General features: G+C 43.4%; 22 protein-coding genes, 1 pseudogene and 1 riboswitch. Of the genes and pseudogenes, 18 read left to right on the top strand and 5 right to left on the bottom strand.

Annotated features, from left to right (window positions below; translation table 11 throughout):
• The first annotated feature begins 4 nt into the window (after positions 1-4).
• From bioD to AC58QC_RS15450, 10 genes are all read left to right on the top strand, one after another.
• Positions 5-751 carry a dethiobiotin synthase gene (bioD, locus tag AC58QC_RS15495; protein ID WP_497416020.1) on the top strand — a complete coding sequence of 249 codons (747 nt, stop codon included), beginning with the start codon at positions 5-7 and terminating at the stop codon, positions 749-751.
• A 5-nt stretch (positions 752-756) separates the two neighbouring features.
• Positions 757-1,755, top strand: coding sequence for a biotin synthase BioB (gene bioB, locus AC58QC_RS15490; RefSeq protein WP_497416019.1), 999 nt, complete (start codon positions 757-759; stop codon positions 1,753-1,755).
• A gap of 13 nt (positions 1,756-1,768) precedes the next feature.
• Positions 1,769-2,947, top strand: a complete 1,179-nt coding sequence (gene bioF, locus AC58QC_RS15485) for an 8-amino-7-oxononanoate synthase (RefSeq protein WP_497416018.1) — start codon at positions 1,769-1,771, stop codon at positions 2,945-2,947.
• A complete protein-coding gene (locus tag AC58QC_RS15480) occupies positions 2,944-3,732 on the top strand; it encodes an alpha/beta hydrolase (RefSeq protein ID WP_497416017.1) in 789 nt (262 codons plus the stop codon). Before bioF ends, AC58QC_RS15480 begins: the two co-directional genes overlap by 4 nt.
• A complete protein-coding gene (gene bioC, locus AC58QC_RS15475) occupies positions 3,722-4,585 on the top strand; it encodes a malonyl-ACP O-methyltransferase BioC (protein WP_497416016.1) in 864 nt (287 codons plus the stop codon). The genes AC58QC_RS15480 and bioC overlap by 11 nt, the downstream gene beginning before the upstream one ends.
• A 291-nt stretch (positions 4,586-4,876) precedes the next feature.
• Positions 4,877-5,554 carry a hypothetical protein gene (locus AC58QC_RS15470; protein WP_497416015.1) on the top strand — a complete coding sequence of 226 codons (678 nt, stop codon included), beginning with the start codon at positions 4,877-4,879 and terminating at the stop codon, positions 5,552-5,554.
• 155 nt (positions 5,555-5,709) lie between these two features.
• Positions 5,710-6,585, top strand: coding sequence for a DUF4846 domain-containing protein (locus AC58QC_RS15465; RefSeq protein WP_497416014.1), 876 nt, complete (start codon positions 5,710-5,712; stop codon positions 6,583-6,585).
• A 221-nt stretch (positions 6,586-6,806) separates the two neighbouring features.
• Entirely contained in the window at positions 6,807-7,442 is a 636-nt protein-coding gene (locus tag AC58QC_RS15460) for a 2OG-Fe(II) oxygenase (protein ID WP_497416013.1), read from the top strand.
• Between the two features lie 191 nt (positions 7,443-7,633).
• A complete protein-coding gene (locus AC58QC_RS15455) occupies positions 7,634-8,296 on the top strand; it encodes a serine/threonine protein kinase (protein ID WP_497416012.1) in 663 nt (220 codons plus the stop codon).
• A gap of 370 nt (positions 8,297-8,666) precedes the next feature.
• A complete protein-coding gene (locus tag AC58QC_RS15450; protein ID WP_497416011.1) occupies positions 8,667-9,680 on the top strand; it encodes a CapA family protein in 1,014 nt (337 codons plus the stop codon).
• Positions 9,681-9,878: 198 nt separating this feature from the next.
• Here AC58QC_RS15450 and AC58QC_RS15445 read toward each other — a convergent pair whose 3' ends face one another.
• Both AC58QC_RS15445 and AC58QC_RS15440 read right to left on the bottom strand, forming a co-directional pair.
• Entirely contained in the window at positions 9,879-10,472 is a 594-nt protein-coding gene (locus AC58QC_RS15445; RefSeq protein WP_497416010.1) for a hypothetical protein, read from the bottom strand.
• Positions 10,473-10,650: 178 nt separating this feature from the next.
• Complete coding sequence (locus AC58QC_RS15440; RefSeq protein WP_497416009.1) at positions 10,651-13,206, bottom strand: LamG domain-containing protein; 2,556 nt, start codon at positions 13,204-13,206, stop codon at positions 10,651-10,653.
• A 343-nt stretch (positions 13,207-13,549) separates the two neighbouring features.
• Between AC58QC_RS15440 and AC58QC_RS15435 the strand changes: the two genes are divergently transcribed.
• The 5 genes from AC58QC_RS15435 (at position 13,550) to AC58QC_RS15415 (ending at position 18,030) form a co-directional block, all read left to right on the top strand.
• Positions 13,550-14,002, top strand: coding sequence for a GNAT family N-acetyltransferase (locus AC58QC_RS15435; RefSeq protein ID WP_497416008.1), 453 nt, complete (start codon positions 13,550-13,552; stop codon positions 14,000-14,002).
• A 238-nt stretch (positions 14,003-14,240) separates the two neighbouring features.
• Positions 14,241-15,113, top strand: coding sequence for an NAD-dependent epimerase/dehydratase family protein (locus AC58QC_RS15430; RefSeq protein ID WP_497416007.1), 873 nt, complete (start codon positions 14,241-14,243; stop codon positions 15,111-15,113).
• 131 nt (positions 15,114-15,244) lie between these two features.
• On the top strand, positions 15,245-16,210 hold the full coding sequence (locus AC58QC_RS15425; RefSeq protein ID WP_497416006.1) for a mannonate dehydratase: 966 nt from the start codon (positions 15,245-15,247) through the stop codon (positions 16,208-16,210).
• Positions 16,211-16,475: 265 nt separating this feature from the next.
• A riboswitch (cyclic di-GMP riboswitch) is annotated at positions 16,476-16,556 on the top strand.
• A 147-nt stretch (positions 16,557-16,703) separates the two neighbouring features.
• Positions 16,704-16,787: a putative holin-like toxin gene (locus AC58QC_RS15420; protein WP_497345294.1), complete on the top strand. Its 84-nt coding sequence runs from the start codon at positions 16,704-16,706 to the stop codon at positions 16,785-16,787.
• Positions 16,788-17,067: 280 nt separating this feature from the next.
• On the top strand, positions 17,068-18,030 hold the full coding sequence (locus AC58QC_RS15415; protein ID WP_497416005.1) for a S8 family peptidase: 963 nt from the start codon (positions 17,068-17,070) through the stop codon (positions 18,028-18,030).
• A 73-nt stretch (positions 18,031-18,103) separates the two neighbouring features.
• Here the strand turns inward: AC58QC_RS15415 and AC58QC_RS15410 are convergent, their stop codons facing one another.
• The 3 genes and pseudogenes from AC58QC_RS15410 to AC58QC_RS15400 all read right to left on the bottom strand — a co-directional run bounded on the left by AC58QC_RS15410 (position 18,104) and on the right by AC58QC_RS15400 (position 21,178).
• Positions 18,104-18,418 carry a lamin tail domain-containing protein gene (locus tag AC58QC_RS15410; protein ID WP_497416161.1) on the bottom strand — a complete coding sequence of 105 codons (315 nt, stop codon included), beginning with the start codon at positions 18,416-18,418 and terminating at the stop codon, positions 18,104-18,106.
• A gap of 15 nt (positions 18,419-18,433) precedes the next feature.
• A pseudogene (locus tag AC58QC_RS15405) lies at positions 18,434-19,117 on the bottom strand (DUF2278 family protein); the annotation flags it as partial.
• Between the two features lie 216 nt (positions 19,118-19,333).
• Positions 19,334-21,178 (bottom strand): hypothetical protein, encoded by a 1,845-nt coding sequence (locus AC58QC_RS15400; RefSeq protein WP_497416004.1) that lies wholly within the window; start codon positions 21,176-21,178, stop codon positions 19,334-19,336.
• Positions 21,179-21,634: 456 nt separating this feature from the next.
• On the opposite strand from AC58QC_RS15400, the gene AC58QC_RS15395 reads away from it, so the two are divergent.
• The 3 genes from AC58QC_RS15395 (at position 21,635) to AC58QC_RS15385 (ending at position 26,770) form a co-directional block, all read left to right on the top strand.
• Positions 21,635-23,377: a sensor histidine kinase gene (locus AC58QC_RS15395; RefSeq protein ID WP_497416003.1), complete on the top strand. Its 1,743-nt coding sequence runs from the start codon at positions 21,635-21,637 to the stop codon at positions 23,375-23,377.
• Positions 23,358-24,989, top strand: a complete 1,632-nt coding sequence (locus tag AC58QC_RS15390) for a response regulator transcription factor (protein WP_497416002.1) — start codon at positions 23,358-23,360, stop codon at positions 24,987-24,989. Before AC58QC_RS15395 ends, AC58QC_RS15390 begins: the two co-directional genes overlap by 20 nt.
• Positions 24,990-25,081: 92 nt before the next feature.
• Positions 25,082-26,770 (top strand): extracellular solute-binding protein, encoded by a 1,689-nt coding sequence (locus AC58QC_RS15385; RefSeq protein WP_497416001.1) that lies wholly within the window; start codon positions 25,082-25,084, stop codon positions 26,768-26,770.
• Positions 26,771-26,805 lie beyond the last annotated feature (35 nt).

The raw sequence follows: 26,805 nt of genomic DNA, 5'->3' as shown, positions 1-26,805 counted from the left end.
TTACATGAACAAAGTGAACTGTGAATCGATACGCGGATTATTTGTGACAGGTACGGACACCGGCGTGGGGAAGACGGTCATAACTGCAGCTATTACCGCTATGCTTCGTGCTGAAGGGCTGAATGCCGGTGTCTGGAAGCCGATTCAGTCTGGTGCACTTATTGGTAGTGGACTTACCGATGCTGAGCGACTGCTGAAAAGCACGGGAATCAATGAGCAGCCAGAGTCAATCGCGCCATTTACATTTGAAGCTCCGCTTACGCCGATGCTTGCTGCCAAGCAGGCAGGTGTGACCCTTACACTGAAAGAGCTAATCGCCGCTGGCTTACCGCTCACTAAACGTTACGAAGCACTGCTCATAGAAGGTGCGGGTGGCGTAGCTGTTCCGTTGACCGAAGACGCCCTCATGGTGGATTTAATCTCGGAGCTTGGGATACCCGCTCTAATTGTAGCCCGTTCTAGCCTCGGAACCATTAACCACACACTTCTGACTGCTTCATTCCTTCGGAATCGCGGTGTCCCAATTGTTGGTGTCATTTTAAACGATGGAGAATTAACAGAGCTAAATGACGATCCAAGTGTCGCCACGAATGCACAACTAATTGAACAATACATTAACCTTAAGGTCCTAGGTCGGTTTCCACATTTATACGCCGAAGCGACTTCAGATACGTTGATACATACCGTACGAAACACAATACAATTCACGCCTATCAGAGAGGCATTTGCAGTTCAACTTATGGGAGGATGATTGAAATGAAAAAAGTTGCACCTGAGATGGAGTGGCAATCACTTGCCCAAAAAGCTTTGCATGGAGAATGTTTAACATTAGAGGAAGGGTTTGCTGTGCTCGAAGCGGACAATGATGAGATACTGCTACTCATGCAGGCTGCGTTTAAGGTGAGAAAACATTTCTACGGTAAAAAAGTGAAGCTGAATATGATCATCAATGCCAAAAGCGGTCTATGCCCTGAGGACTGCGGCTACTGCTCACAGTCGATCGTTTCCACGGCCCCGGTTAAGAAATACACCCTGCTTGATAAAGATACGCTGCTTTCAGGCGCACGTGAAGCGTTGGCACGCAAAGCCGGAACCTATTGCATCGTAGCGGCTGGGAAGGGACCAACAGACAAGGAACTGGATCAAGTAGTGGACGCGGTTAGAGAAATTCGTCAAACAATGCCGCTAAAAATATGCGCATGTCTGGGCATTCTCAAGGACGATCAAGCGAAACGTCTTGCAGAAGCTGGCGTACATCGCTACAACCACAACTTGAATACGAGCAAAGCTAACTACCCATCCATCACGACGACCCATACCTATGATCAGCGTGTTGAAACCGTGGAGAAGGTAAAAACATACGGCATGTCCCCTTGCTCTGGTGTCATTATCGGCATGGGAGAGACAAATCAAGAAATTGTAGAAATGGCCTATGCGCTCCGCGAACTAGATGCGGATTCGATTCCGATCAATTTTCTGAATGCGATACCGGGAACTCCTCTGGAACATGCAGGCCGCACACCGTCGATGAAAGCGTTGAAGGTACTAGCACTATTTCGTTTCATTTGTCCGTCTAAGGAAATCCGCGTGGCTGGTGGTCGTGAGGTCAACCTCCGTACGCTGCAGCCATTGTCACTGTTCGCCGCAAATTCACTCTTTGTAGGTGATTATTTAACGACAACAGGCCAAGACATATCGGCTGATCATCAAATTATTGAGGATTTGGGCTTTGAGATTGAATTAAATGCCCTATAAGGCGGTGTCGACCATGAACTGGATGGAAAAAGAACTTGAATTATTGGCTGATGCTTCATTGGAGCGTTCCTTGCGTGCAAATAGTTCAGTATTGGGATCTCCTGGCTATACAATGCGCGGAGAACAAGTGTTACTCAACATGTCCTCCAATGACTATCTTGGACTCTCCCAGCATCCTGCCATACTGGAAGTGATGCGTGAGGCTCTGCTCACGGAAGCAGCTGGCTCAGGCGCTTCACGCCTAGTGACAGGCAACCGATTGCCTTATGTTCGGCTTGAAGAGGCACTAGCCGATTGGCAAAGCTGTGAAGCAGCGTTAGTATTTGCAAATGGCTATATGGCTAATACTGGTGTAATAAGTGCGCTTGTAGGACGAGGAGATGTTGTTTTCAGCGATCAGTTGAACCATGCAAGTATTGTGGAAGGCATAGTATTGAGCCGAGCGGAGCATGCCCGGTATCGACATAACGATATGGAACATTTGCGTACGCTATTGAATAAATATCGTGATAAACGGCGTAAGCTGATTGTTACTGATGCTGTTTTCTCCATGGATGGCGACCAGGCGCCATTGCATGAACTTGTTGCGCTCAAACACGAGTACGGAGCGATGCTTATGGTGGATGAGGCACATAGTGGGGGGATCTACGGAGCACAGGGCGAGGGATTATGCCACGAACTAGGGCTGCAAAGTGATGTGGATATTCACATGGGAACATTCAGCAAATCGTTCGGTGTCTACGGCGCATATATCTGTGGCAGCCGTACGCTAATACGATGGCTTGTAAACAAGGCTAGACCGCTCATCTATTCAACTGCGCTGCCTCCTTCTATCGTAGCTGGTATTTCAAGGGCTTTAGTTTTGGTACAAGAGGAACACTGGCGCCGAGAAAGGATTTACTCGGCAAGCAGGTTATTTCGGTCCTCACTTTGTGACGCCGGGTTTAACATCGGTGCCGGCGGTTCCCCGATTGTACCATTAATCGTAGGCGATAACGATACGGCTTTGCGCTTCAGCAGTGCTCTTGAAGAAGAGGGGATCGCAGCGGTTGCCATCCGTCCACCTACTGTGCCTAATGGCACAGCACGCATTCGCTTTTCCTTGTCAGCCGTTCATACAGATGAGGAGTTAACCAAAGCATCCGCACGCATCCACAACATCGGACTTCGACTAGGGGTGTTGAGTCCATGATTGTACTGGATATTAACTCAGAGAAAACGAATCGCCAGACAAGCGGCACCATATTGTGGTTGAGCGGATGGAGTATGCCGGATACGGTTTTCGATCTGATTCGTGCGTTATTGCCGGATTTCCATCATATTTCCGTAGATTACAGTGATGCCGATTCTCCCGATAAAATGCTGTCCCTGATTGAAAAAGCAGTAAAAGATTTTATGTGTTTGGAAGGTGCAGCATGTAGGACAAGGGCTTTCCAAGGTCCGCTATTAATCGGAGGCTGGTCTCTCGGAGGCTTACTGGCGCTAAGACTAGCAGCCAAAGGGTTCGTTGATGGGCTTGTGTTGTTCGGAGCAACTGCTCGGTTTACTCGGTCAAAAGAAGAGTCTGACCTCGGTTGGGCAGATATATACGTTAAGAAGATGATTTCAGGTCTCACACAGGATCGATGGGGTGTTGAAACAAAGTTCCGACAGCTCATGTTTACGCAGGCAGAATGGGAAGCAGATCTAGGCGGAAATCTTCCCCCAATCGGTAGCTGGACTTCCCCTGCGCTAATAGCAGGACTTCAGATTTTGCGAAGCGAGGATTGCTTGCCTCAACTGAAGAGCATCACTTGTCCGGTATTTCTTGTGCACGGAACTGAGGATAAGATTTGCCCTTACGGCTCTGCATCAGAAATTATGGCTCATTTACCTAAAGCAAAATTACTCACGATACCTTCCAGCGGGCATGCCCCATTTTTGGGTAGGGAAGATCATATCGCTCATGAACTGAGGAGATGGTGGCTTGAGCAATAGAATAAGTGATATTCGACGTCAATTTAATCGTAATGCAACTTCGTATGATGCTCACGCTCATGTTCAGCGTATGATGTCAGATCGACTTGCACAATCTTTCATAGGTTGGAAGAACAAAGCTAACATAGCCGGGCTCAACATTCTTGAGATCGGCTGCGGCACGGGGATACTGACCGAGATTCTAGTAAATGAATGGCCCAGTGCGAGTATTATTGCACTCGACATTGCACCTGTGATGCTCAAATTGGCTGAACAACGTGTCCTATCAGTTCAAGCGAACTTTGGCATCAGTAAAATTACATCGGATCGTTTACGTTTTCTTCATGCTGATGTTGAAACATGGGCGACAGATGCTCCGACATCCTCGTTTGATCTCATCGTCTCCAACGCCTGCTTTCAATGGTTGAGCAATCCTAAGCAAACACTTGGTCACCTTCGGCGGATGCTTCGTCCTGGAGGCTTGCTGATATTCACGACATTCGGGCCTGATACATTCTGCGAGATGCATAAGGCTTTTAATGAAGTTTATCGAGCCAGTGGAATGGAGCCGCAGCGTCACGGACTGTGGTTTCTATCGACAAATGAATGGAACAGCTTGCTCAAGGAATCAGGATTTTCAAGTATCCAATATGAACGCTCGATTCAGATGGAAAAGTATGCTTCAGCAAGAGATTTTCTTCACTCGGTAAAAGCGATGGGAGCCAGCACTTCAGAGGCTGTTACTATGCGTGGACTCAGTTCGCGACACCTGTTCACAAACATGTATAAGGAATACGAGGAAAAGTTCAGCATACAGGGAGGCGTTGCTGCCAGTTATGATCTTCTATTGTTCCAAGCATTGGCGGATGGGTAGATAAGAGATTCGAGAACATGATAAAAATTTCAAACCGCTAATCGAAGAGTTGAAGTTAAAATAACCAAACTGAGTGAGTGAAGAACTTAACTAAGGCGTCAATGGAAAGGAAAGAGAAGCAATAAAAATTGCCGCTCACATCATTATCGGTGAAATTATACCTTTAGTGATGTGAGCGTTTTTTATGCAGCGGAATTGTCGGATGACAAGAACTAGTATAGTGTTGTATTGATGACATGATTAGTGGGATTATTATTACGAAGATAACTTGTTTTGGAGGAAAAAATAAAAATGAAAAACAAGCTGCTAAAAGCAGTTTTTACTATGTTGACTTTTTGCTTCCTTTTTTCAGCCTGTGATTCCAAAAAGACAACGATTGAAGAAGTCAAAGAAAAGATATCGATTGAAGAAGCGGAAAAACTGATTTTAGTAACACCAGATATTACTCAATCGAACAAAACGGATATAGAACTGATGGAGATTACTCCTTCTAATATTTGGGATCAAACAAAATGTCAGCTTTATAAGATTGTAGATGAGTATAAGAACTCGGAAACGTTTATCGTGACGAATCAAAAGGCTGTTCATATAGGCAATGGGTTTGGCGGGTTCGGTGTAACAAGCGCTGTGCCATACGATGTCAATAAAGACGGGATATTGGATATCGTTTATGCCTATTCATTCGGTTCAGGTATCCATCGCTCTGATATTTCGTGGATAGATCTCAAGAGTTTTACTGAGCATCATGTTGAAGATATGCCTGAAAGAACGGTAATTAGAATAGATGATTTGATATTAAAAATTGAAAGTAATAAAGTGCTAGTTTATCGTATTGCCGAAATGGATGAAAATAAAATCAATTTCGATCGTTTGCGATTATACCCCACAGACAAGGATATAGATTACATGAGACTAGAAAAGAATGGTACTTTATTTTGGGAGAATAGCAAATTATATAATAAACGTTAATGTTAAAATATAGATGCAACGAATTCGAGACGGATTGAGGTAATTTCTTCAGACAGCAACTATTCGCTCCGGAGGTTCGTCTATTTAACGACGCCTTTATTTTCCAATGGATAGAGACTATAGACAAAGGTACATGAACGGAGCTGCTGCTGTTGATGAAAAAATGGATAACGGTTACTGTCCTTTCTGCGCTCCTGCTTAGTTCCTGCTCCGCCGCAGGGGAGGAACGGTCGAAAGCCACGGATGCTGTTACGGGAAACAAATCCCATAAACAACAATTGATTCATGCTGAAGGAACAAATGTGATGGAACGGATAGCCGTTCCTAACGGTTATGAGAGGGTGCCCGTAGAGGATGGGTCATATGGGGATTATTTGCGGAATCTGCCTCTGAAGCCCCATGGCTCCAAGGTACATTTGTTTAATGGGGAGCTCAAGGCTAAGGAAGTTTACGAAGCTGTGCTCGATGTGGATGTAGGGGAGCGGGATCTGCAGCAGTGCGCGGATGCGGTTATGAGGCTGCGGGCGGAATACCTGTATGGCAGTGGCAAATATGATAAGATTCACTTCAATTTTACAAATGGCTTTAAAGCTGACTATATAACATGGAGGAAAGGGAATCGGATTGAAGTTTCCGGCAACAAGGTCTCATGGACCAAACGGGGAGCGGCATCCGACAGCTACGAGGTGTTTCGAAGTTATCTGAACATGGTATTTGCGTACGCGGGAACGTTGTCATTGTCGAAGGAAATGAAGCAGGTGCCGCTGTCAGAGATGCAGGCTGGAGATGTGTTTCTGGAAGGGGGCACGCCGGGACATGCAATCGTCGTATTGGATATGGCTCAGAACCCCAAGACCGGTGAAAAGCTCTTTATCTTAGCTCAGGGCTACACGCCTGCGCAAGACATACACATTCTGGAGAATGAGGATAACGGGGCGGGGAATCCTTGGTATTCCACTGCCTTTGAAGGGAAGTTGAAATCCCCGGAATGGACATTTACAAGGGAACAACTGTACAGGTTCACAGATTAATGCCAAGGGAGAAGGTCCAATAGGATCTTCTCCTGTTTTTTTGTTATTCCGGGCCTATTGCACGAAGATGAATAGTAGAATAACCTCGTTTGTTCTAAAAAAAATTGCAATAGAATAATTTTTATAAAATAAGAAGAACGTCTGATTCCATGAAGAACTTTTTAAATCGACTGACATAATGTAGTTTATTTCCTCAGTAATCAATAATGGAGGATGCAATTATGGCCATTATAGAGCAGACGATTTTCAATTCATTTGGTAACAAATTTATTACTAAGGATAAAGAGATTCATATTGTCGGTAAAATGGATGAACCGCTTATTTTAATTTTGGACAATGTATTAAGCTACACAGAATGTGACGCGTTGATTTACTTAGCTAATAACAGAATGCAGCGAGCTAAAATCGGCAAATCTCGCGTAGTAAGCAATATTAGAACAAGCAGCAACATGTTTTTTGAGGAAAGCGAAAATGAATTGATTCAAAAAATTGAGACCAGAGTTTCTGAACTGATGAATATACCGATCTCACATGCTGAACCGCTGCAAATTTTACATTATAAAGCTGGGGAACAGTATCAGCCTCATTTCGACTATTTCACATCCGGAAATGTTGTAAACAATCGCATCAGCACACTGGTGATGTATTTAAATGACGTGGAAAAAGGTGGCGAAACGTATTTCCCTTCGCTCCGTTTTGCAGTAACGCCGAAAAAAGGCAGTGCCGTGTATTTTGAATATTTTTATAACGATAATCGCTTAAATGAACTAACATTACATGCAGGAAATCCCGTCGCAATCGGGGAAAAATGGGTAGCGACCCAGTGGATGAGAAGACAAAGACATCGCAACACTTAAAGGGAAAATTCATCCGTCAAAAGGAGCAGACAAGGTAATGACCTTGTTCGCTCCTTTTTTATCGAATATGTGTGTTTTGATTGTGGATGGCTAATTTCATTGTGGATGAATGTGCAGGGTAATTTTGTTCTAGCATATTGCTAAATATTTATGTATAATACCACAAAATAATAGATGGGGGTGACAGGTGCGTGCAGAAGCGCTGGATCGAAGTAATTGAAGCACAATTGCTTCCGAATTTGCAACTTGCCAGTGAGCGGCCTTATGACCCGATCGTCGTTTATAGTGTTCCTGAGCCTTGGCAGCTTGTCGGAGCGGGTAATTATGCGGCTGTGCTGATGCATCCAAGTTATCCGGATATGGTGGTGAAGGTGTATGCGCCGGGGCGGCCGGGCTTAGAGGATGAAAAAGAAATATATCGACGGCTGGGCAAGCACCAGGCTTATTCCGAATGCCTGTATTCGGGTGATTATTATCTCGTACTGCGCCGACTAACGGGCGTTACGCTATATCAATGTGTGTTGCGCGGCATCCCGATTTCGCGTCAAGTGCTGCACGATATCGATGATGCGCTGAAGTATGCGGTTAGCCGGGGACTGACTCCGCATGATGTGCATGGCAAAAATGTGATGCAACGGGGCGGTCGAGGCTTGGTCGTCGACGTATCGGATTTCTTGAAAGAAGACGATTGCTCGATGTGGGACGATTTGAAGCGCGCTTATGATCGCTTTTATTTCCCATGGCTGCGTAGGCTGCCGTTCCCGGAGCTCCTGCTGCACCTTGTGCGCCGAGGTTACCGGAAATACCGCAGTTGGGCGCGAACTTCGAGTGAGTTACACAAGAAAGGTATGTAAAATGGTTTTTAACCTTCAATTTCTGGTTCGACATCTGGTTGTGTAAGAAGAAAAGCGAAACAATCAATATAGATGATCCGGCGCTACCTTGCGGTAGTGCTTTTTGTTTATTGGGGGTCTGCAGCGTCTTTTTAACATCTATTGTAAAGGGGAACTTCCAACAACTAATAACATTTATTGCCCCTAACTGGTTGTATAACACCTCGTATTAGTTTTGCCCAAGCACAATTGGACTCTTGCTCATAACATGAAGATACACTGACCTTTATGGAAGGGAATTTATTTTACACACATCTCAACATTGTTCTTCATTACAAGAATGACTTCTCGAGAGCGCATATATAGATAAAATAATAGAAGGTGAACGAATATGTCTGAAATTTTAATAGCTGCTGTCGGAGACCTTATGGTAAAACGGTATATCATTTCCGATGCTAAACTGGCTAACGGGACTTACTCTTTCGACCCACTTTTAGAAAAGGTAGCTCCAATTCTAAAAAAAGCGGACTTAACAATTGGAAATCTTGAAACCACTTTCGCTGGACCTAAGGGGGGAGTAAGACGGAAATCACGTGGTCCATTGTTCAAATGTCCTGATGAACTAGCTCCAGCTCTTAAAAGAGCCGGTTTTGATGTTTTAATAACAGCAAACAATCATTGTATGGATTTCGGCACCACAGGTTTGCTTAGAACGTTACGGATTTTGAACCAAAATGGGATCGATCATACCGGTACATTCGAATCTGTAAACAAGGCGAAAGAATATCTAATCAAAAACATCAAAGGTGTAAAGATCGGAATTCTATCCTTCACATCGGGGCTCAACGGTATTCCAATACCATCAAATAAATCGTGGATGGTCAAACGAATCCAAACGAAAAAAATAATTGGGGATGTTCAACATTTGAAAAAACAAGTTGATCTTGTGATCATTTATTTACATTTCGGAAATGAATACAGTCATACTCCAAACCTGAAACAGAAGCAATTGGTGAAACTTTTATTTAAACATGGAGCCCATATAATTTTGGGGTCACACCCACATGTTCTTCAGCCGTTAAGTACGAGGGGAAAGCAACAATTTGTTATTTATTCCTTAGGTAATTTTATATCTACTAAATTGAGGGGAAACCCCCATACACAAAGCAGTATTATTCTTAATATTAAAGTCAAAAAAAATGAAGAAGGGAAAATAATTATTTCGGAGACTAATTATATTCCGACTTTAGTTCATCGAAAATTTGAAAGCGGTCGTAATAAAACAGAGGTTACCTCCATTCATGAAGCCTTAAATGAAAACAATCCGAAATTAAGTGCAAAGCAACGTGAACGATTTCAAAACATGTTAAACCAAACGGAAAAAATAATAAAAAGTAAGGTGTAACTTTTTTAGCTCTAGTGTCGCTGATATACCCTATGAAAAATAAGGGAGTCATATATCAGGTCCATTAGGCAAATCGTTTGCAGCCACTTGCGAGAGTGGTTTCTTTATTTTTCTTAATTCAGCTAACTGCAGTTGAATAATGAAAAAAACCACGGGATTCGGGATTCCAGTGGTCATTTTGAAGAGATCTGCTCTTATTCAGGCTATTATGCCGTAATATAGCCTATTATTTAAGCGGAAAAACAAACTAAATCCGATGTCGGCTTCAAATTCCGGAGAAGGCTGCTCTCGGGTAATCTCGACACGAACGAGCTGCGATGCTGTTACCGTTTCGCGGACAGACTTCGAGAGATCTGCCGCATTATTCATGTTGATTGCCCGGACAAGCCTAGCTGCGTAGACGCGATCTAAAGAGATTCTTCGATATAACGGGATTACCGCTTGAGCTATGATTCTAAGCTGTCCCGCATTGGGAGCCGGTGTTCTGATAGCAAATGAAAACGCTCCGAAACAATTGGTTGGACTCGGCGACGCAAAGCAGACAAAGAATCCGCCAAGTCCTGTTACAACAATCCGCCTGGTATACAAGGGTTGGATCAGCTTTTCCACTTCGATGGGTGAAACTTTGAGCAGCGCTGATAATCGTGCAGTGAAAACCTGGTCCGTCGCGATTTTCCGATATAGACGCAAAGCCCTGATGGATGTGATCCTGAGAGAGTTCACATTTGCAAGGGGCAGCGTCTGACCCGGCCTCACTCTCTTACATTTCCATTTCCGATGAAGAAAACTCATCAAGCACCTCCTCTGAATACTTACAATCCCCACAATACGAGTTGTGGTAACGGATTATTTGTATGCATCGGAGGCGACAGGTGCTTGGACGACGTTTTCGTTAGAAAAAACCATCACATTAATTATAATGCGATGGTTTTTTTATCATTGAGATCTCAGTCTGGCATGAGGAAGGGCCTTAGCGGTTCTGATTGTAAAGGTCTTTTATTTCGCTATCGAGCAGCTTGCGGCTGTAGATCCGCAGATTATCGATCAATCCGTTCCAGCGCTGATCGTTCACTTTGCTGACACCGATTAACATGCCGCTGGTTGTCGATTCTGCAGTTCGGGCAGCGGAACCATCTGGTACTCCGTTTAAATACAGGCGCGCTGTAGTGCCGTCGTAGGATACCGCTACGTGTGTCCAAGTTGATAATGGAATGGTTCCGGTTGATATGAGAGGGGTGTTACCGATATAAGTCTCAAGATTACCGCCTGTCGTCCGACAAAGCCAGATGCGCCCGTTTGTTCCGTCTTGCTGCAGGATGAACTCTGCGTTTCCTGAAATTGTGTCCATCTTGACCCAAGCAGCTGCTGTAAACGGTGTCACCGAAGGATCAAGCATGAATGGTAAGGTACCATAGTCATTGACGCCATCCATATCAATCGAATTGCCCATTTTGCCAGCTACCCATGTCGGTCCGTTGATAAGTGTTCCAACATCGTTGGGTCCGGCCGAATCGTTAGCTGCCGTTCCCGACGTTTCGTCAAAGCGCCAGTAACCTGCATTGTAAATATCCTTTATATTCTCGACTGTTAGTTTACGGTTGTAGATCGACAACTCATCGATATCCCCGTTCCAGTAGGAGGTGGAAGTCAGCGGTTTATCTGCCCCAATCAGCATCGTATCTGGGGATGACTCTAATGTTCTCGTTGCTGTTGTGTCCAGCTTCCCGTTAATGTAGAGCCTGACAGTCGTGCCATCATATGTTACACCGACATAGGCCCACTGACCAATTGGCACGGTTCCCACAGAAATCGTGGCAACGTTGCCGAGGTAGGTTTCAAGCGTCCCGTCCGCTCGGACACAAAGCCAGATGCGTCCATTTGTACCCTCTTGCTGCAATATATATTTGGCAGTAGAAGATGTCGCAGCCATCTTAACCCAAGCCATCGCAGAAAACCCACTCGATATTCCAGGATTCAAAAAGTTCGGCGTCCGAACGTAATCATTAACGCCATCCAAATGAAGTGCACCGCCAAATTTTCCGCTAGTTGTCCATGTAGCGCCATTGTTGAGCGTACCGTTATGACCGAATAAAGTAGCGTCCGCTGCAGTAGTGCCGCTTGTTTCGTTAAAATGATAAGTCGCCACCTGTTCCAGATCGTCTGTCGCAACCGTGGTTAGCGCTACAAAACTTTGATTCGCTAGCGTGACAGTAATCTGACCTGATGAGTTCGTTTGAACGTCGCCGATTGTTTTCGTGCCCCCCGTACCTTCGTCATTCCAAATAAACATCGAGAACTTCTTATTCGCAGCTAGACCTCCGATCGACACTGTCGTTGAAGCTCCCGTGTCATTGAGCGCATAAACGGCCATGTCTGATGTCGTCGGACTTTTAAGTGCGGTCACCAACTTACCTGTGACTGAACCGCTAACGCTAACTACCTGCCAACCCGGCTTGGCTGTTTGCGTTAGAAGTCGTGTAACATTATACGCTGGTTTGAGCGGATACCCATCTGTTCCGCTTCCGATTTCGGAATAGTACTGGGAGCCGTTGTCATATTTAGCCTTGTAAGCGTCCCATTTGACGGTAGCGACAAACTTGCGGTTGAGCGCATTTAAATGAAACCAGGCTTGCTCGAAGGCACTTATAGTCGTATCACTAATTGGAGTCGATGTACCATTCAGGCAACCTGGGTCTGGACATGTGGTTTTATCCCCGCGTACTCCGTATTCGTTAATGTATACCGGTTTCTGCGCACCAGAGGGCAAACCGCTTACGATGGTTCGAATGTCATCCAGACGTGTAATACCATAGCTCTTATTGTCGTAGTCCCAATAGATATGCACGGAATACCCATCCAGGACATCGCTCATATTGTTGCCCATATAGGTGAACCATGACTGTTGATTGGTGGAGACGAGGTCACCACCAATCAGCTTGATGCTGCTTCGTATACCGTATGTTGTCAAATCTGCCGAAAGCGCACGGTATAGGGATTCGTAAATGGACTGAGTGATTGATGTGCTGTTCACTTCGTTCTGAATCGTCACATATTGAACGCAGGTAAGTCCTCTAGTGACACGCAGATCATACAGTACATCTGCGAATGCTTGCATTTGTGTGGTTACATTGGTATAAGGCCCGTGCCAATAAGTGATGTTTACGGTAGATCCTGAATTTTGTGCAAGCTGCACTGTACTAATGAAAGAGCTCATGTAGTCCGGATAATTCACTGTATCAAACGCCTTGTCATCGAAGAAAATACGGACATGCTGCGAGCCGAGTGCATCCACTTTTGCCTCAAGATCGGGAAGATTCCCTGTCGTAATCCCGTCTACGCTACTAATGGAAGAGTAGAGATTTTGATTGTATTCCGTACCATGCCCAACATAATTAGAAACCAGCACAGTACCAGTATTGACCGTAAACTCTGGTGCGGCGAGCGCGACGCTGACTCCAAATAAGGTGTTCGCTGCAATAAAAGGAATCAACAGAAGGCTTCGCGTTTTATTCCATACCTTTCCCATTTCATTTACCTCCTATCATATTATACTGAGTGGTATTAGGTAAAAGGTCATACCACTTAACTCCTATGATATTACGAAAAAAAATGGACAATTATGACAAGTTATGGCTTATCCTCTATTTGCGTATGCCTTCATGGCCGTTCGGTGGTGTCACCACCACTATTAAATCGTTGTATCCTTTTACCAAGAGGGATGTAATCATGCGAATTAGCGAGTAGTTGGACAAAGGGTATATCATGTCATTTGGCGAATTTACTATCATTAATGATAAGAAGTCGTTGCAAACATTATCAAAATTGCTGTGTTAGGAAGTGACAGATTGACTGTAGTGTTGGAGAAAATCATGGAAGAAGGATTAGATGCTTTAAAGAATCTCTTTGAATTTGCTGCTTATGATCTGTCAGAGTTAAATAGATCCAACATTAATGAAAAGGGATCTTATATCTCGAGTCTCAATTGTAGAGAATGGTATGAAGATCCAAACTATAATTTATATTTTATTCGAGTTGATGGAGAATTAGCAGGATTTGTTATCATTAAGCATTTATCAGAAGAAGAAATATACTACCTCAATCACTTCTTTGTCTTGAAGAAATATCGTAGAAATAATATTGGAAAGCAAGCTGCAATAAAAGCGTTTAAATTATATACAGGAAAATGGAGAGTGAGTGAATTCGATTGGAATACTCCAGCACAAATCTTTTGGAGAAAAGTTATTAAGGAATATACAAACGATCAGTATCATGAGATCAGGAGAAAAGATAACAAAGGTCCAGCACAAGAGTTTACATTGTAATTCAGATTAGTTTAATTGTGACATCTCAGACAGTAACAAGTATTCAACTCCCGGAGAAACGTTAGCTACATATAAATAAACGAGCAGGCACTGCGACGACCTACTTTTTTCTATTGAAGCAAACTCAAAAGGAAGGAATTACCATGGTTTGAGAGAATAATAAGCGACATGTAGATGAGTGGGTGATTGTTAGTGGAAATTGAAGAAATATTTTTTAGCAGATGAAGGGGTGAAACAGATGAGGAGAATTGCTGTTACCGGTGGAAACGGTCAATTCGGCGAAGCTCTTGTTATAAGTTTAACAAAGAGAGGATATAAAGTTTCGATTCTTGATCGATGCGAGAAACCAGGGTTATTCGAAGGGAATCAGAACGTATCGATTCACCTCGTCAATCTGTGCGAATTTGAAGAGGTAGTTCAAGCATTAGATGGATGTGATGCCGTCATACATATAGCAGCTATTCCGACGCCAAAAGTGGAGGCCGCTGATGTGGTTTACAGCAACAATGTCGTTAGTACCTATAACGTGCTCGAAGCTGCAGCGTCAATCGGAATAAACAACGTTGTCATAGCATCAAGTGAATCGGCTTATGGCTTTGCATGGGCTCACAAACCTTTATCCCCTCTATATGTGCCGATTGATGAAGAACATCCGCTGCTTCACGAGGATTGTTATGGTACGTCTAAAGCTGTTAACGAATTGACGGGCCTGTCTTTTCATCGAAGAACTGGAATGCAAGTCGTCAATTTACGACTCTCCAGCTTGTTGAATGAAAAGGAGTATGCATATTTCGAATCTTGCCTTGAGAAGCCGGAAGAGCTTCGAAGAGTGCTGTGGAGCTATGTGGATATGCGCGATGCCGCAGAAGCTTGTATACTGGCTGCCGAAGCAGAGGGAGTTGGCTGTATTACATTGAATATTGCAGCTGATGATACGTTTCAGACACGCAAGTCGGCAGAGCTCTTGGCCGACTATTTTCCCGAAATCAAAGATATACGCAACGAGTATCAAGGGCATGAAGCGTTCTATAGCAATGATAAAGCGAAGCAGGTGTTAAACTGGAAACCTGTATACTGTTGGAGACACCGTTTGGGACGAATTGAAGGATGAGGCGATGTGTTTATGAAAGCAAAAAGGTGTAGTTAAATCGGCTTACCGCGTGCTGGACATCATTGAGTTATTGGCAGAAAGAATCTTTGTCTATGAGTTTAATGGATATTTCCCACGGGAGGTCAAATTGAATGAAAATAGCTGAAGTGTTATCGAATCATCCCGATCGATTATGGCATATCGCGAAACAGGCGGGCGTGACGCATGTAGTATCTCGGATGCCACTTAATAAAGAAAGTTTGCCATCATCGGATTATATGGATTTACTGAATCTGAAGATGCGTTATGAGGATTTTGGACTGAAGCTGGAAGTGTTCGAGCCCGGTCTCGAGTGGCAAATACATAAGACGCGTCTCGGAATAGATGGACGCGATGATGAAATTGCGATGTTCAAACAGTTAATTCGCAATATGGGGAAATTAGGCGTACCGGTTCTCTGTTACAATTTTATGGCCGTATTTAATTGGATTCGAACCTCCCTTTCTCTACCAGAGAGAGGAGGGGCGACCGTGACGGGGTACGACCATTCTTTAATGTTAGAAGCTCCTCAAACGGAAGTAGGTACGATCAGTGAGGATGAGCTTTGGGAAAATCTAAAGTACTTTATGAAGGAAGTTGTACCAGTCGCCGAACAGTCAGGCGTTAGGCTTGCTCTGCATCCTGATGATCCGCCACTTTCGCCTATTAGGGGGATTTCTCGGATTATTACAAGCACGGGTGCCTTGAAACAAGCAATCGAACTCGTTCCAAGCGAGATGAACGGCGTAACTTTTTGCCAAGGAACGCTTGCAACCGCAGGTGAAGATATCCAGAAATCGATCGTAGAGTTTGGGAGTCGAGATAAACTGTTTTTCGTCCACTTTAGGGACATTCGCGGAAGTAAAGAGAAATTTACCGAGACCTTTCATGATAACGGTCAAACGGATATGTTCGGCGCCATACAAGCTTATAAATCCGTTGGATTTGACGGGCCGGTGCGGGTTGACCACGTACCTACGATGGCAGGGGAAATGAATCATGATCCCGGTTACGAGTCTATGGGACGGGTATTTGCAATCGGTTATTTGAAAGGGCTACTTGATGGAGCACGATCATAAAGGGAGATAATTGTCATCGCAAATTACGGGAATATAATGCTAACTGCGCTGTAGAAATTGGACGGGCAAAATCTTTCGGGATATCATGGTATTTAAAGACGATACTTTTGGACTAGAGGGTATGATGTTTTCCATGATCAGGGGCATTTCTTGCTTATGTTCGACAATTTTATTGTATACGCTTACAATTTATTATGTGTCCATCTCCCTATATAATTATCTAATTATTAGGAATATAATAGATTTACAGTAAATAGAAGTCTACCCAAGATAATGGCAAAACCGTTTAAAGGCGGCGACGCAAAGCTACAGGGGCTAAGGGAAACTATGCCAGCCAGCTATCAAAAGGGTAGGCTTTTTCTGTCCAAAAACATCCTTGGGTCCTATTATTACCCTTTCACATTACACTTTGTAGACTCTATTTGTTAGATACTAGGCCACCCGGATCTCCCTTTCGACAGGAAGGAGGAGGGTAAAGGTGAAACCAGATGAAATGATAAAGTTGATTCTACAATTTGGGAGTTTCCTGCTGGCATTGTTAACCTTCATCGCTGTAGTCTTAATAAGAATACATTAATACCTTAAGAGGCCTACCTTTCGCCGCTAAACGATTATCAGGTAGGCATTTATGAACTATTAGCCCAGGAGGTCCCAAAAGCCAAAGTATCTAAAAAAACAGGAGTGTTGGTAGCACTCTTGTTTTTTTTTCAAAATTACAACTAGAAAAAATGTTCTCCCCGAATAATAGCATATAGATAACAGTCCGATCAACAGTAAATTCAGAATTTTTAAAATATTTACTGTATCACAATTATGGCTTCAATTTATAATTTAATCATATATAGGAGGTAATTTAAATGGAGCGAAAAGTACATGTAATTCCCTTTCAAGTGCTGGAACAGGCTGAAAAGGTCAATGAAATTCCTAAAGGTGTTGAAATGATTCAGGCCCCCAAAATTTGGCATCAAACAAAAGGGAAGGGTATAACGGTTGCTATATTGGATACTGGCTGTGATATTACTCACCCTGACTTAAAAGAACGGATTGTCGGAGGAAGAAATTTCACGAACGATGATGGAGGAAAAAGGGATGTATACAAGGATTACAATGGCCATGGTACCCATGTTGCAGGGACGATCGCGGCAACGCAAAATAACAATGGTGTTGTAGGTGTTGCCCCTGAAGCAAATCTGCTCATTATCAAGGTTCTTGATAAAAATGGTTCTGGTCAATACGAATGGATTATTAATGGGATTAACTATGCAATTGAACAAAAAGCGGATATTATTTCTATGTCACTTGGCGGTCCAGTAAATCTTCCTGAACTTCATGAAGCAATTCAAAAAGCAGTTAAACAGAACATCCTTGTCATTTGTGCGGCAGGAAATGAAGGGGATGGCGTTGAATCAACAGATGAGTTTGATTATCCAGGTTGTTATAATGAAGTGATAAGCGTAGGTGCAATTGACTTGGAGAGACACTCATCCAATTTCTCAAATTCAAACAATGAAGTAGACTTAGTAGGTCCGGGCGAGAAGATTTTATCAACTTACTTAAATGGCAAATATGCTACATTGAGTGGAACCTCCATGGCTACTCCACATGTTACCGGAGCAATGGCTCTAATCAAAGTTCTTGTCAATACAAGCTTCGAAAGAAATCTTACAGAGCGTGAGCTTTATGCCCAATTAATAAAAAGAACGGTACCCTTAGGGAATTCTCCAAAACTTGAAGGTAATGGACTTGTCTATTTAGATATAATGGACAAATTGTCTGGAATATTCAATCAACAATTTGTCGCTAAATTGCTTAGCTTATAATGAATAGTCCGCAAAAAATAAAGAGCCGTCTTCCAACAATTAATTGGAAGGCGGTTCTTCTATTTGCATGAACTTAAAAGAGTATCGTCCAGCCTGGTTTCACTTGATGCTTCGTATATGAGACTCCGGCGACTTTTATTCCGCTAGGGTCGAGTAGAGTAATAATATCACCCGCGTCTCGGAAGAATGCAGGTTCAGTTACTGGGATGGACATAAACTGTCCGGGTTCGATGATGCCATGAATCTTGTACTTTTGCTTAGCCTTGTTTGCGATTACCCACCCTGTCAAGTCTACGGCCCAATTGGAAGCATTCAGCAGTGTGACCGTTTCGTAACTGCCGTCTTCAGTCAGCACGACGACCCCTGCGATTCGAATGCTGCTTCCCACCAGAACCGGCGTTATGTCGGTATTAGGTACTGGTTCCTCCGCAGGGCCACTGATTACGTGTCCCGAATTATCGTCGGTGTGCCATGACTGGGACTGAAAAGCGAGGAATACGGCGATCCACCTGTCCTCCGACGGGAAGTGAAACAGCAGCCCCCCGTCCTGGTAGACACCGTCGTCTTTCGTAAACGTGCCACTGTTACCTTGATTCATATGAATATCGTGAATGCCGTTGCCGATTTCGAATCCAAAAATTTTGTCCGGCTTGCCGTGTTCAGGACCCCATCTTTCACCGAATGCGTACATAACGGAATCTTCTGTTTCCATCGCGCGTCTGATGTAGAAGTCAAGTTTCTCGTTCAGATCGTTGTCTCTTCCTGGTACATTGAAGGCAAGCGGTAGCATGTTTCGGCGATCGAATAGATTGCTACGAATATAATCAAGTGCCTGTCCGTCAGGCTTGCTTGCCAGCGGCGAAAAGCCAAAAGGCATAGCAGCCAATTCGGCCGTCGTGACATGCTGAAAATGTTCAATCGTACAGTACAACAGCTCGGATGGGCTAAGTTGCGACTTGACATTGATCGCTATGCGGAAGTGTTCGTTATTTGCGATAGCGTGTACCTGGTAATGCGGGTTCTCGTTTGTGCCGAGACGCCTGTCGTGTGCTTTGCATTTGAGCAATCCGTAGGGATGGATGGGCATAATATTCCTCCTTCAATCCGGACTCGACAATGTCCGTTCACTCATTAAACCTTTCCACATAAGGGGAATAATTCCTCTTTCTATTCGTTGTAACTTTTTGTAAACCATGATACACATACAAAAGATGAAACTACAATCCTTCAACCAAAATAGAGCCCTTTCCGCAGGCTTTAACGGAAAGGGTGAAGTTTAGAAATATGAAATTCGTTTGGAGCTTTACGGGAGTTTCGTTAAGAATACAGTGGTCAGACAAACCATACTTCCGGCCGGAGCATTAACCGAAACCGTACCTGTATTACCGGAATTTACAGTTCCTTCATTCGACAATTTGCCGCTGCCGTCGGCATTCCAAATGACCACATTAAAATTCGTGTTGGCCGGCATATCTCCGATGCTGAACGACGCACCAGCTTGATCGGTGCTCAACGCGAACAGGGTCAATTCGCTATTGGGACCTTTATACGGAGTGATCAGTTTGGCCCCTGAAGTGCCGTTGTAGCCGAGCACCTGCCAACCTACACTTATTGCATTTCCGAAGAGCCATTCCATGTAGTAAGCAGGGCGAAGGGGCCAACGATCCTGACCAGGTTCTGGGTTGAATAGATATCCAATCAGCGAGTAATCCTGATAGCCCATATCATACTGGGCTCTGTACATATCCCATTTGGAGAATCCGCCAAAACCTAAGTCAGCGCCCAGCATATTGAACCATGCCTGTTCAAACGCGCTGATATTGGTTTCGCTAATTGGCGTATAGCTTCCATCGCTGTTTTTGTAATAACCGAATAGTGTTTGCTTCAGAACGCCATTCTGATATGGATTTGGATCAAAAATTTTACTGCCGTCGTCATATGTTTTTTTACCCCGAACGCCATACTCAGTAACAAATAGCTGTTTGCGCTTTTCCGGTGCAATGGTATTGTAAATTGTTTTAATACCGGTCAACCGCGACTGCAATTTTGCAGTATCCCAGTAATCCCAGTAAATGTGCACAGACCATCCGTCTAGAATGTCGCCCATATGATCGGCCATATAGTTGAACCATGCTGCCTGGTTATCGCTAATCAAATCCCCGCCAACAAATCTGATTTGATCGCGAATGCCCGCATCCTTCAAAAGTTGGTCGAGCGTGCGGTAGTATCGCTCATTGACAGGGATATTCTGGGAAATCCATGTGCCTGTGGTATTCGGCTCATTTTGAATCGTAATTTGCTTGATGACGGTTATGCCCTTATTTTTGATCAAATCAACCAAAGTGTTTGCAAAGTTCTGCATACGGCTTTGTATATCCGCATCAAGTTGGGCCGGCGTATCCGGTATTGGCTTAGGTGCTGACTGCCATGTAATGTTAACATAAGCCCCGATTTTCTGAGCGAGTGCTACAGTATTGTAGAAAGATTCCAATTGGCTGGAGTTACCTGGCAGGAAGTCCTCTTTCGTTATGAAAATACGGGTCAAGCCAGGTCTCAAGGAAGCAACCTTATTTTCTAAATTATTGGCAACGTCCTTAGGCGGTAAATTAGTTGTGCCTTGCGTGTTTATCGCCGTATACAGATTTGCATTCATTTGAGAGCCATAGCCCTTGAAGTCGGACACTACGGTCTGATGAGCGTTTAAAGCAAATTCGGTAACAGCAGTTTCCGCATTCAGGACTTCGGTATTAATTGTTTGTGCTGTTTGGACTAGCACCTGAACGGAAATTTTCGTTTGTAGCGGTACGTCTCCAAGATCTATGATAGCACTGCCATTTGGAGAAGAAACGTTTTTATTGTTTTCCGTGCTCTGCAGCTGCCCGTCAGTTCCGATCACTTTAACCTGGATTTTTTTAAGCTGATCGGGTGCAGCAGTCTGTGCGTCGGGGGGCAAAACCGTAAGATACAGTTTGGCGCTCGAATCTTGGGGTCCACGAAGAGCGTAAGCATCGAGTCCAAAAGACTGTCCATTCGATGCGGCGGGATGCTGTTGGCTGGATTCTGCTCCAGCAAATCCCGAAAGTGAGAAGGTCATTAGCAGAGAAAGTACGATGGCCAATAAAGATTTTTGTTTACCAAATAACGTCATACATCGATCCTCCTATTTTTTACAAGTACCATCCAAACATAACTTCCAATATAGGGATATGCGGTTCTTTAGCGCTCAAACTCCTTTCATGTTTAGAATTGTTTTCACCTTAAAGGTACTGCTCAATTGGTTGAATTAATATGGGAAAAGGTAGCAATAATATGTTCTTTTTAAACTAAAAGTACAAATCTTAACAGATAAGACAGAGAAATTTAAATCAACCATCAGGAAATCTTTTGTGTATCATCTTTAGCAAATGAAAAGGCAATTGATCACATTAGTGGATCAATTGCCTTTTTTCTTTATATCTTAAAGATACATTCACAATAGACCATAATTTTAAGGATTAAAACATATACCAACACCTAAGGAGTTGAAATAATAGAAAAAATAGATTTTTTAACAAAAACGATGATGAAACGGTTTCTAAAATGGTATCTGGAGAGATGTTGAACGATGAGCATTTATAATCGCATTCTTCTGCTGCTCTTTGCTCTGTTAATTCCGGTGTTACTCATGAACAGCTACACGAACCAAGTCAGTGAAAGCGTGTTGAATAAGCAAATCCAAAGGACGAACTACGATCAATTGTCCTATTTTTTAAGTTTAATTGATTCCTCTGTCTATCGACTAAAGTTAAATTCCATTGTGCTCAGTAACGATCCAAGCGTGAAAGAATTCGCAGCTATTCCCTTTTTACGAGAACCGCTTGAAAATCAAAAAATACGATCTACACTTCAGGACAAAATCAACTTTCAGGCACTTTCTTATGATTGGACTAGTCATATTGCAATCTATTCCCTTACTACGCAGGAAGTCATCTCGACTGATCCGCAGCCGGCTTACGATGAATCCTACCTGACAAGAAATGTATCCGCCGATTGGGTGTACAAAAAAGGTGCTCCTTATAGAGCCGGTTTTTATTCTTATGTGACTGGCCCTTTCACGGCAGACGTTTCTCTAGAAAAGGCCAATCTGATTGTAGAAATGAGCCTGTCGGAAGATAAAATTAAAAATATGCTAGACGAATTCAAGGCTAGTGGCCGTGGAGATCCTTTTCTTTATTCGATGAAGGATGGATTTATCGGAAATAAAAGCGTTAATGAGCAGTTAATCCATCAGGTCATTGATTCTATTCGTGCTCGTTCATCCGAAGATCCGCCCACCTTTACGTTGAATATAGGAGGGAGGGGGTACTTAGTAAACACGATTAAATCAAAGACATTAGGCTGGTACTTAATCGACTATGTTTCGCTTGAGGACATACTAGCCCCGATCAATAAGAGCAGTAATTTGTTTCACTTAGGGTTGTTTGTATTGTTGATTATGGGATTTATTACTTCCTATGGTCTGTATCGGAATGTACAAAAACCAATCCACTCGTTAATTGGGGCAGTGAAAAGGCTCAAAATGGGGGATTATTCCTATCGGATAAAATCATTTCCGAAAAATGAATTTTCCTTTTTGTTCGTTCAATTTAACGAAATGACGGCGACCATTCAAGAGTTGATGGAAAAAGTGGTAGTAGAGAAACTGCACACCCGCGAGGCGGTCTTAAAACAGTTGCAGTCACAAATCGATCCTCACTTTCTATACAATTGTCTAGGATTCATTGCCAATATGACAAAGCTACATAACGAAGAGGCTGTATTGGCCATGGCCTACAATCTTTCTGATTATTACCGGTATACGACTAGACTCGAGAAAAAGGTTACCACCCTCAAGGAAGAAATCAAGATGATTACGCATTACTTAGAAATCCAGAATCTGCGAATAAACCGAATACGCTATGAGGTGGACATTCCGGATGAAATGCATGAAATGCAAGTACCACTGCTAATTTTACAGCCGATCGTCGAAAACTCGATTATCCATGGCATTCAGAAGAAAATCAGCGCAGGCACCGTTAAAATCGTAGGGAAACATGATAAAAATAACCTGGTCATTACGGTAGATGACGACGGTCCAGGATTGAATGAGGAACAACGACAAAGGCTTAAACAAAAAATTAGGGAAGCGCTAGACGACGAAGTTGGTTGCGGGATGTGGAACGTTCACAGAAGATTGACTTACTTTTTCCCAGAGGGGGCAGGCCTTGATTTCGAACCTTCCCCGCTAGGTGGGCTGAAGACCACACTTCGTTTTGGTAACATTACCCAGTTAAAGGAGTGTGAACCTATTGAACGTCCTGCTGGTTGACGATGAAGCACACTGGTTGGAAGGATTATCGGAATCGATTCCGTGGGAAAGTCTCGGGATTGATCATGTGCATACGGCACAAAATGGAATTGAAGCATTGAATCTGCTTGGTCTTTACCCAATTGATATCGTAATAACAGATGTGTTGATGCCGGAGATGACAGGTATCCAGCTAATTGAGCATATTCGCAAAACTTGGAGCAGGATCAAATGTATAATTTTATCAGGTTATGGGGAGTTTGATTATGCTCAAAAGGCATTATCTCATAACGTTTCCGACTATTTGCTCAAACCGGTTAGAGATGAAATCTTAGTAGATGCGCTAATGCGAGCTATTAAGCAGTTGAAAGAGGAATGGGAGCAGATCACTTCCACGGAACAGGCGATTTCCACCCTGCGTGAGAACTTGGCTCTCTTGAAAGGGAATTTCCTCGAAGGATTGCTCTCGGGACGCTCAATAACGAAACAGGAATGGGAGCGAAAAAAAGATGGGTACCAACTCCCTATTGAATTCGGATCGAACTTTTGCCTGTTATTGGTACGACTAGAGGGTAAGTTCAACCATTTGGAAGAAACCGATTTGAGCTTAATTGAATTTTCGGTCTTTAATATTGCGGATGAGATATTCACGAGGCATTTTACCTTATGGTATTGCCGTGATAAGTATGGATTCCTTGTATTTGTAGCAATGCCCAAACCTAATCAGCTTGAATCGCTGTTTAACCAAGACAGATTACTGGTTGAACAATGCGCTGTCCGGCTTCAGCGTATGGTTAACGTATTTTTGAAAGGTACGGTTTCTATTTTATTGTCAGATTGGGGTAAGTTCCCCGAAAATCTATCCCCGCAATATCATGCTTTATTAAATTCATTTCGACAACGGGTAGGGGAAGACCAAGGTGTATTTATGGGAGTCTCTAACGAGCCGGTTTTACCCCAAGTCAAAAGAATGACGCAAATCTATGAGCAACCCCGATTTGTACACTTGTTGGAGGCAGGGCGTTGGACGGAGTTGGGTGAAAAAATGAATAGTTTGTTTGAAGAATTAAACGAGTCCTTTTCTGATTCGCACGAGCATGTCTTGGAAGCTGGATATGAAATTGCTTGTGCTTTCTTTTATCTGGCTCATAAAAACGGGCAACGATTATCGGAGTTAATCGGAAAGGATTACGAAAAGCTATCAGACGGTACATTATTTCGATCGATAAGGGAGCTCCGACAGTGGACACACCAAACGATCGATAAAATAAAGGGCGAAATTGAAAAAGAAATGACGCATACCAGATCCGACATCATACACAAGCTGCACCGATTTATTGAAACTCATTTAGCGCATGATCTTTCTTTGCAAGCCTTGGCGGATCATGTTTTTTTGCATCCAACGCATTTGTCTAAAATGTACAAGACAGAAACAGGAGAAATGTTAAGCACTTATCTTAATCGATATCGGATGGAGAAAGCAGCGTATTTATTGAGCGGCAGCGACGAAAAAATATATCGGGTCGGGGAGTGCGTAGGCTATCCTAACGCCGCATATTTCATTAAAGTTTTCAAAAAGTATTTCGGTCTGACGCCTCAGGATTATCGTGACGCCATGACACTAACAAAATGATATAGGACTAATACTTTACTATGTAACCTGAGATTTTCGTGGTTTATATTGGATTAGAGTCTATTAAACCCATAACAAGGAGGGGTCATAGCATGAGTAAAATATATCGAAAACCGTTTGCAGTCCTTTTATCTACTATGTTAACTGTCGGCTCTATGGCCGCATGCAGCTCGGATAATACACCGCCATCTGCGTCAGGATCGGATAAACCAACTGCAACTGCAACCGACAGCATCGCGGAAGTATTCAAAAATGGTAAGTATGATCCGCCGATCACGCTGACAACCGTAAAAGAGGTTTGTAGCTGCTGGAAATTTAAAGATGGTGAAACAACCGAAAATAACGTTCATACGCGAATGATCAAGGAGAAGCTTGGTATTGACATCAAATTCGCTTGGACGACTCCAAATACGAACAATGCGTTTAATAACAAGCTTCGCCTTTCCTTATCCGCGAATGAAGAAATGCCTGACGTAGTTATTCTCAGGGATACAGCAGTGGCGAACCTGCTGATCGACACCGGGAAGTTTATGCCCGTCGATGAATTGTTTGACAAATATGCGACCAAAGTATACAAGGATGCGGTTAATAGCGATAAAGCAGTTTGGTATCCTTATATGCGCGACGGAAAGAAGTATGGACTGCCGATTTTTGACTATTCGCTAAATACAGAGAACGTTCTTTGGATCCGTCAGGACTGGATGGATAAATTCAATCTCCAGGCACCAAAAACAATTGAGGATCTGGAACATATTATGGAGGTCTTCAAAACGAAAGATCCGGATGGAAATGGAAAAGACGATACGATCCCGTTAACAGTCGGTTTTAAACAAAATTTAAACTCGGCGGCGTTTGTTTTTGGTTGGTACGGCTCCATCATCAATCAATGGAATAAAAACTCCGGGAATACGTTGGAGTACGGTTCCATTCACACTGGCGCCAAGCAAGGATTGGCTAAACTAAGCGATTGGATGTCAAAGGGTTATATCTCGAATGAAGCTGGAACGATGGACGATACGAAGGCTGCTGAGGTGTTTATTGCCGGCAAAGGGGGTATCGTCGTAGGTCCGCATTATTATCCAGACTACCCGCTGCGTGACATTTATAAAAACGTTAAAGACGCGAAATTCAAAGCCTACCAATTCCCTCAAGGTCCAGACGGCAAAATCGGAATTCGCGGAGTTCAGAAAATAGACAATGGCGTGATCTTGATAAATAAGAACAACAAGCATCCCGAGTCGATTCTTCTGTACTACAACTACTTCTTCGACAACTATGCGGATCCGAAAGTGGGCAGTGAATTTGAATATGGTCTTGCAAAAGGATATGACTGGGATGTCTTTGACGGAAAACCGAGGTCGAATGGAACGGCACAAGGCGGTACGAATGTCTGGCCGTATACCATCACTTATACAGGCGCACGCATACCGGATTTGATGACCAATGCATTAATTAAGCTCGCTAAAGGCGGCGAACCTTCGACGCCATATGAAAGAACCACGAAGGAAACGAGAACGAAAGAGGAAATGGACGCGACCGTGATCGTCAAAGATAGCAAGGACAAAGGCTATATTTACAATCAGGCTTTTACCGGCGCACCTACTAAAACGATGGAGTCCAAATGGGATCTATTATCTCAAATGGAACTGGAAACGTACAACAAAATAGCGCTTGGCAAATTACCTTTGAGTGCATTTGACAGTTTTGTTCAGCAATGGAAATCGTCAGGCGGGGATAAGATCACTGAAGAAGTTAATCAGTGGTATAAGGCGCTGAAATAGGATTTTGAAAAAACGGATATGGGGCGGAGTGAGCG

It is taken from the genome of Paenibacillus sp. J22P51, assembly GCF_059692215.1.
The sequence above is the reverse complement of the archived record's forward strand: the minus strand, read 5'-3'. Positions and strand labels throughout refer to the sequence as shown.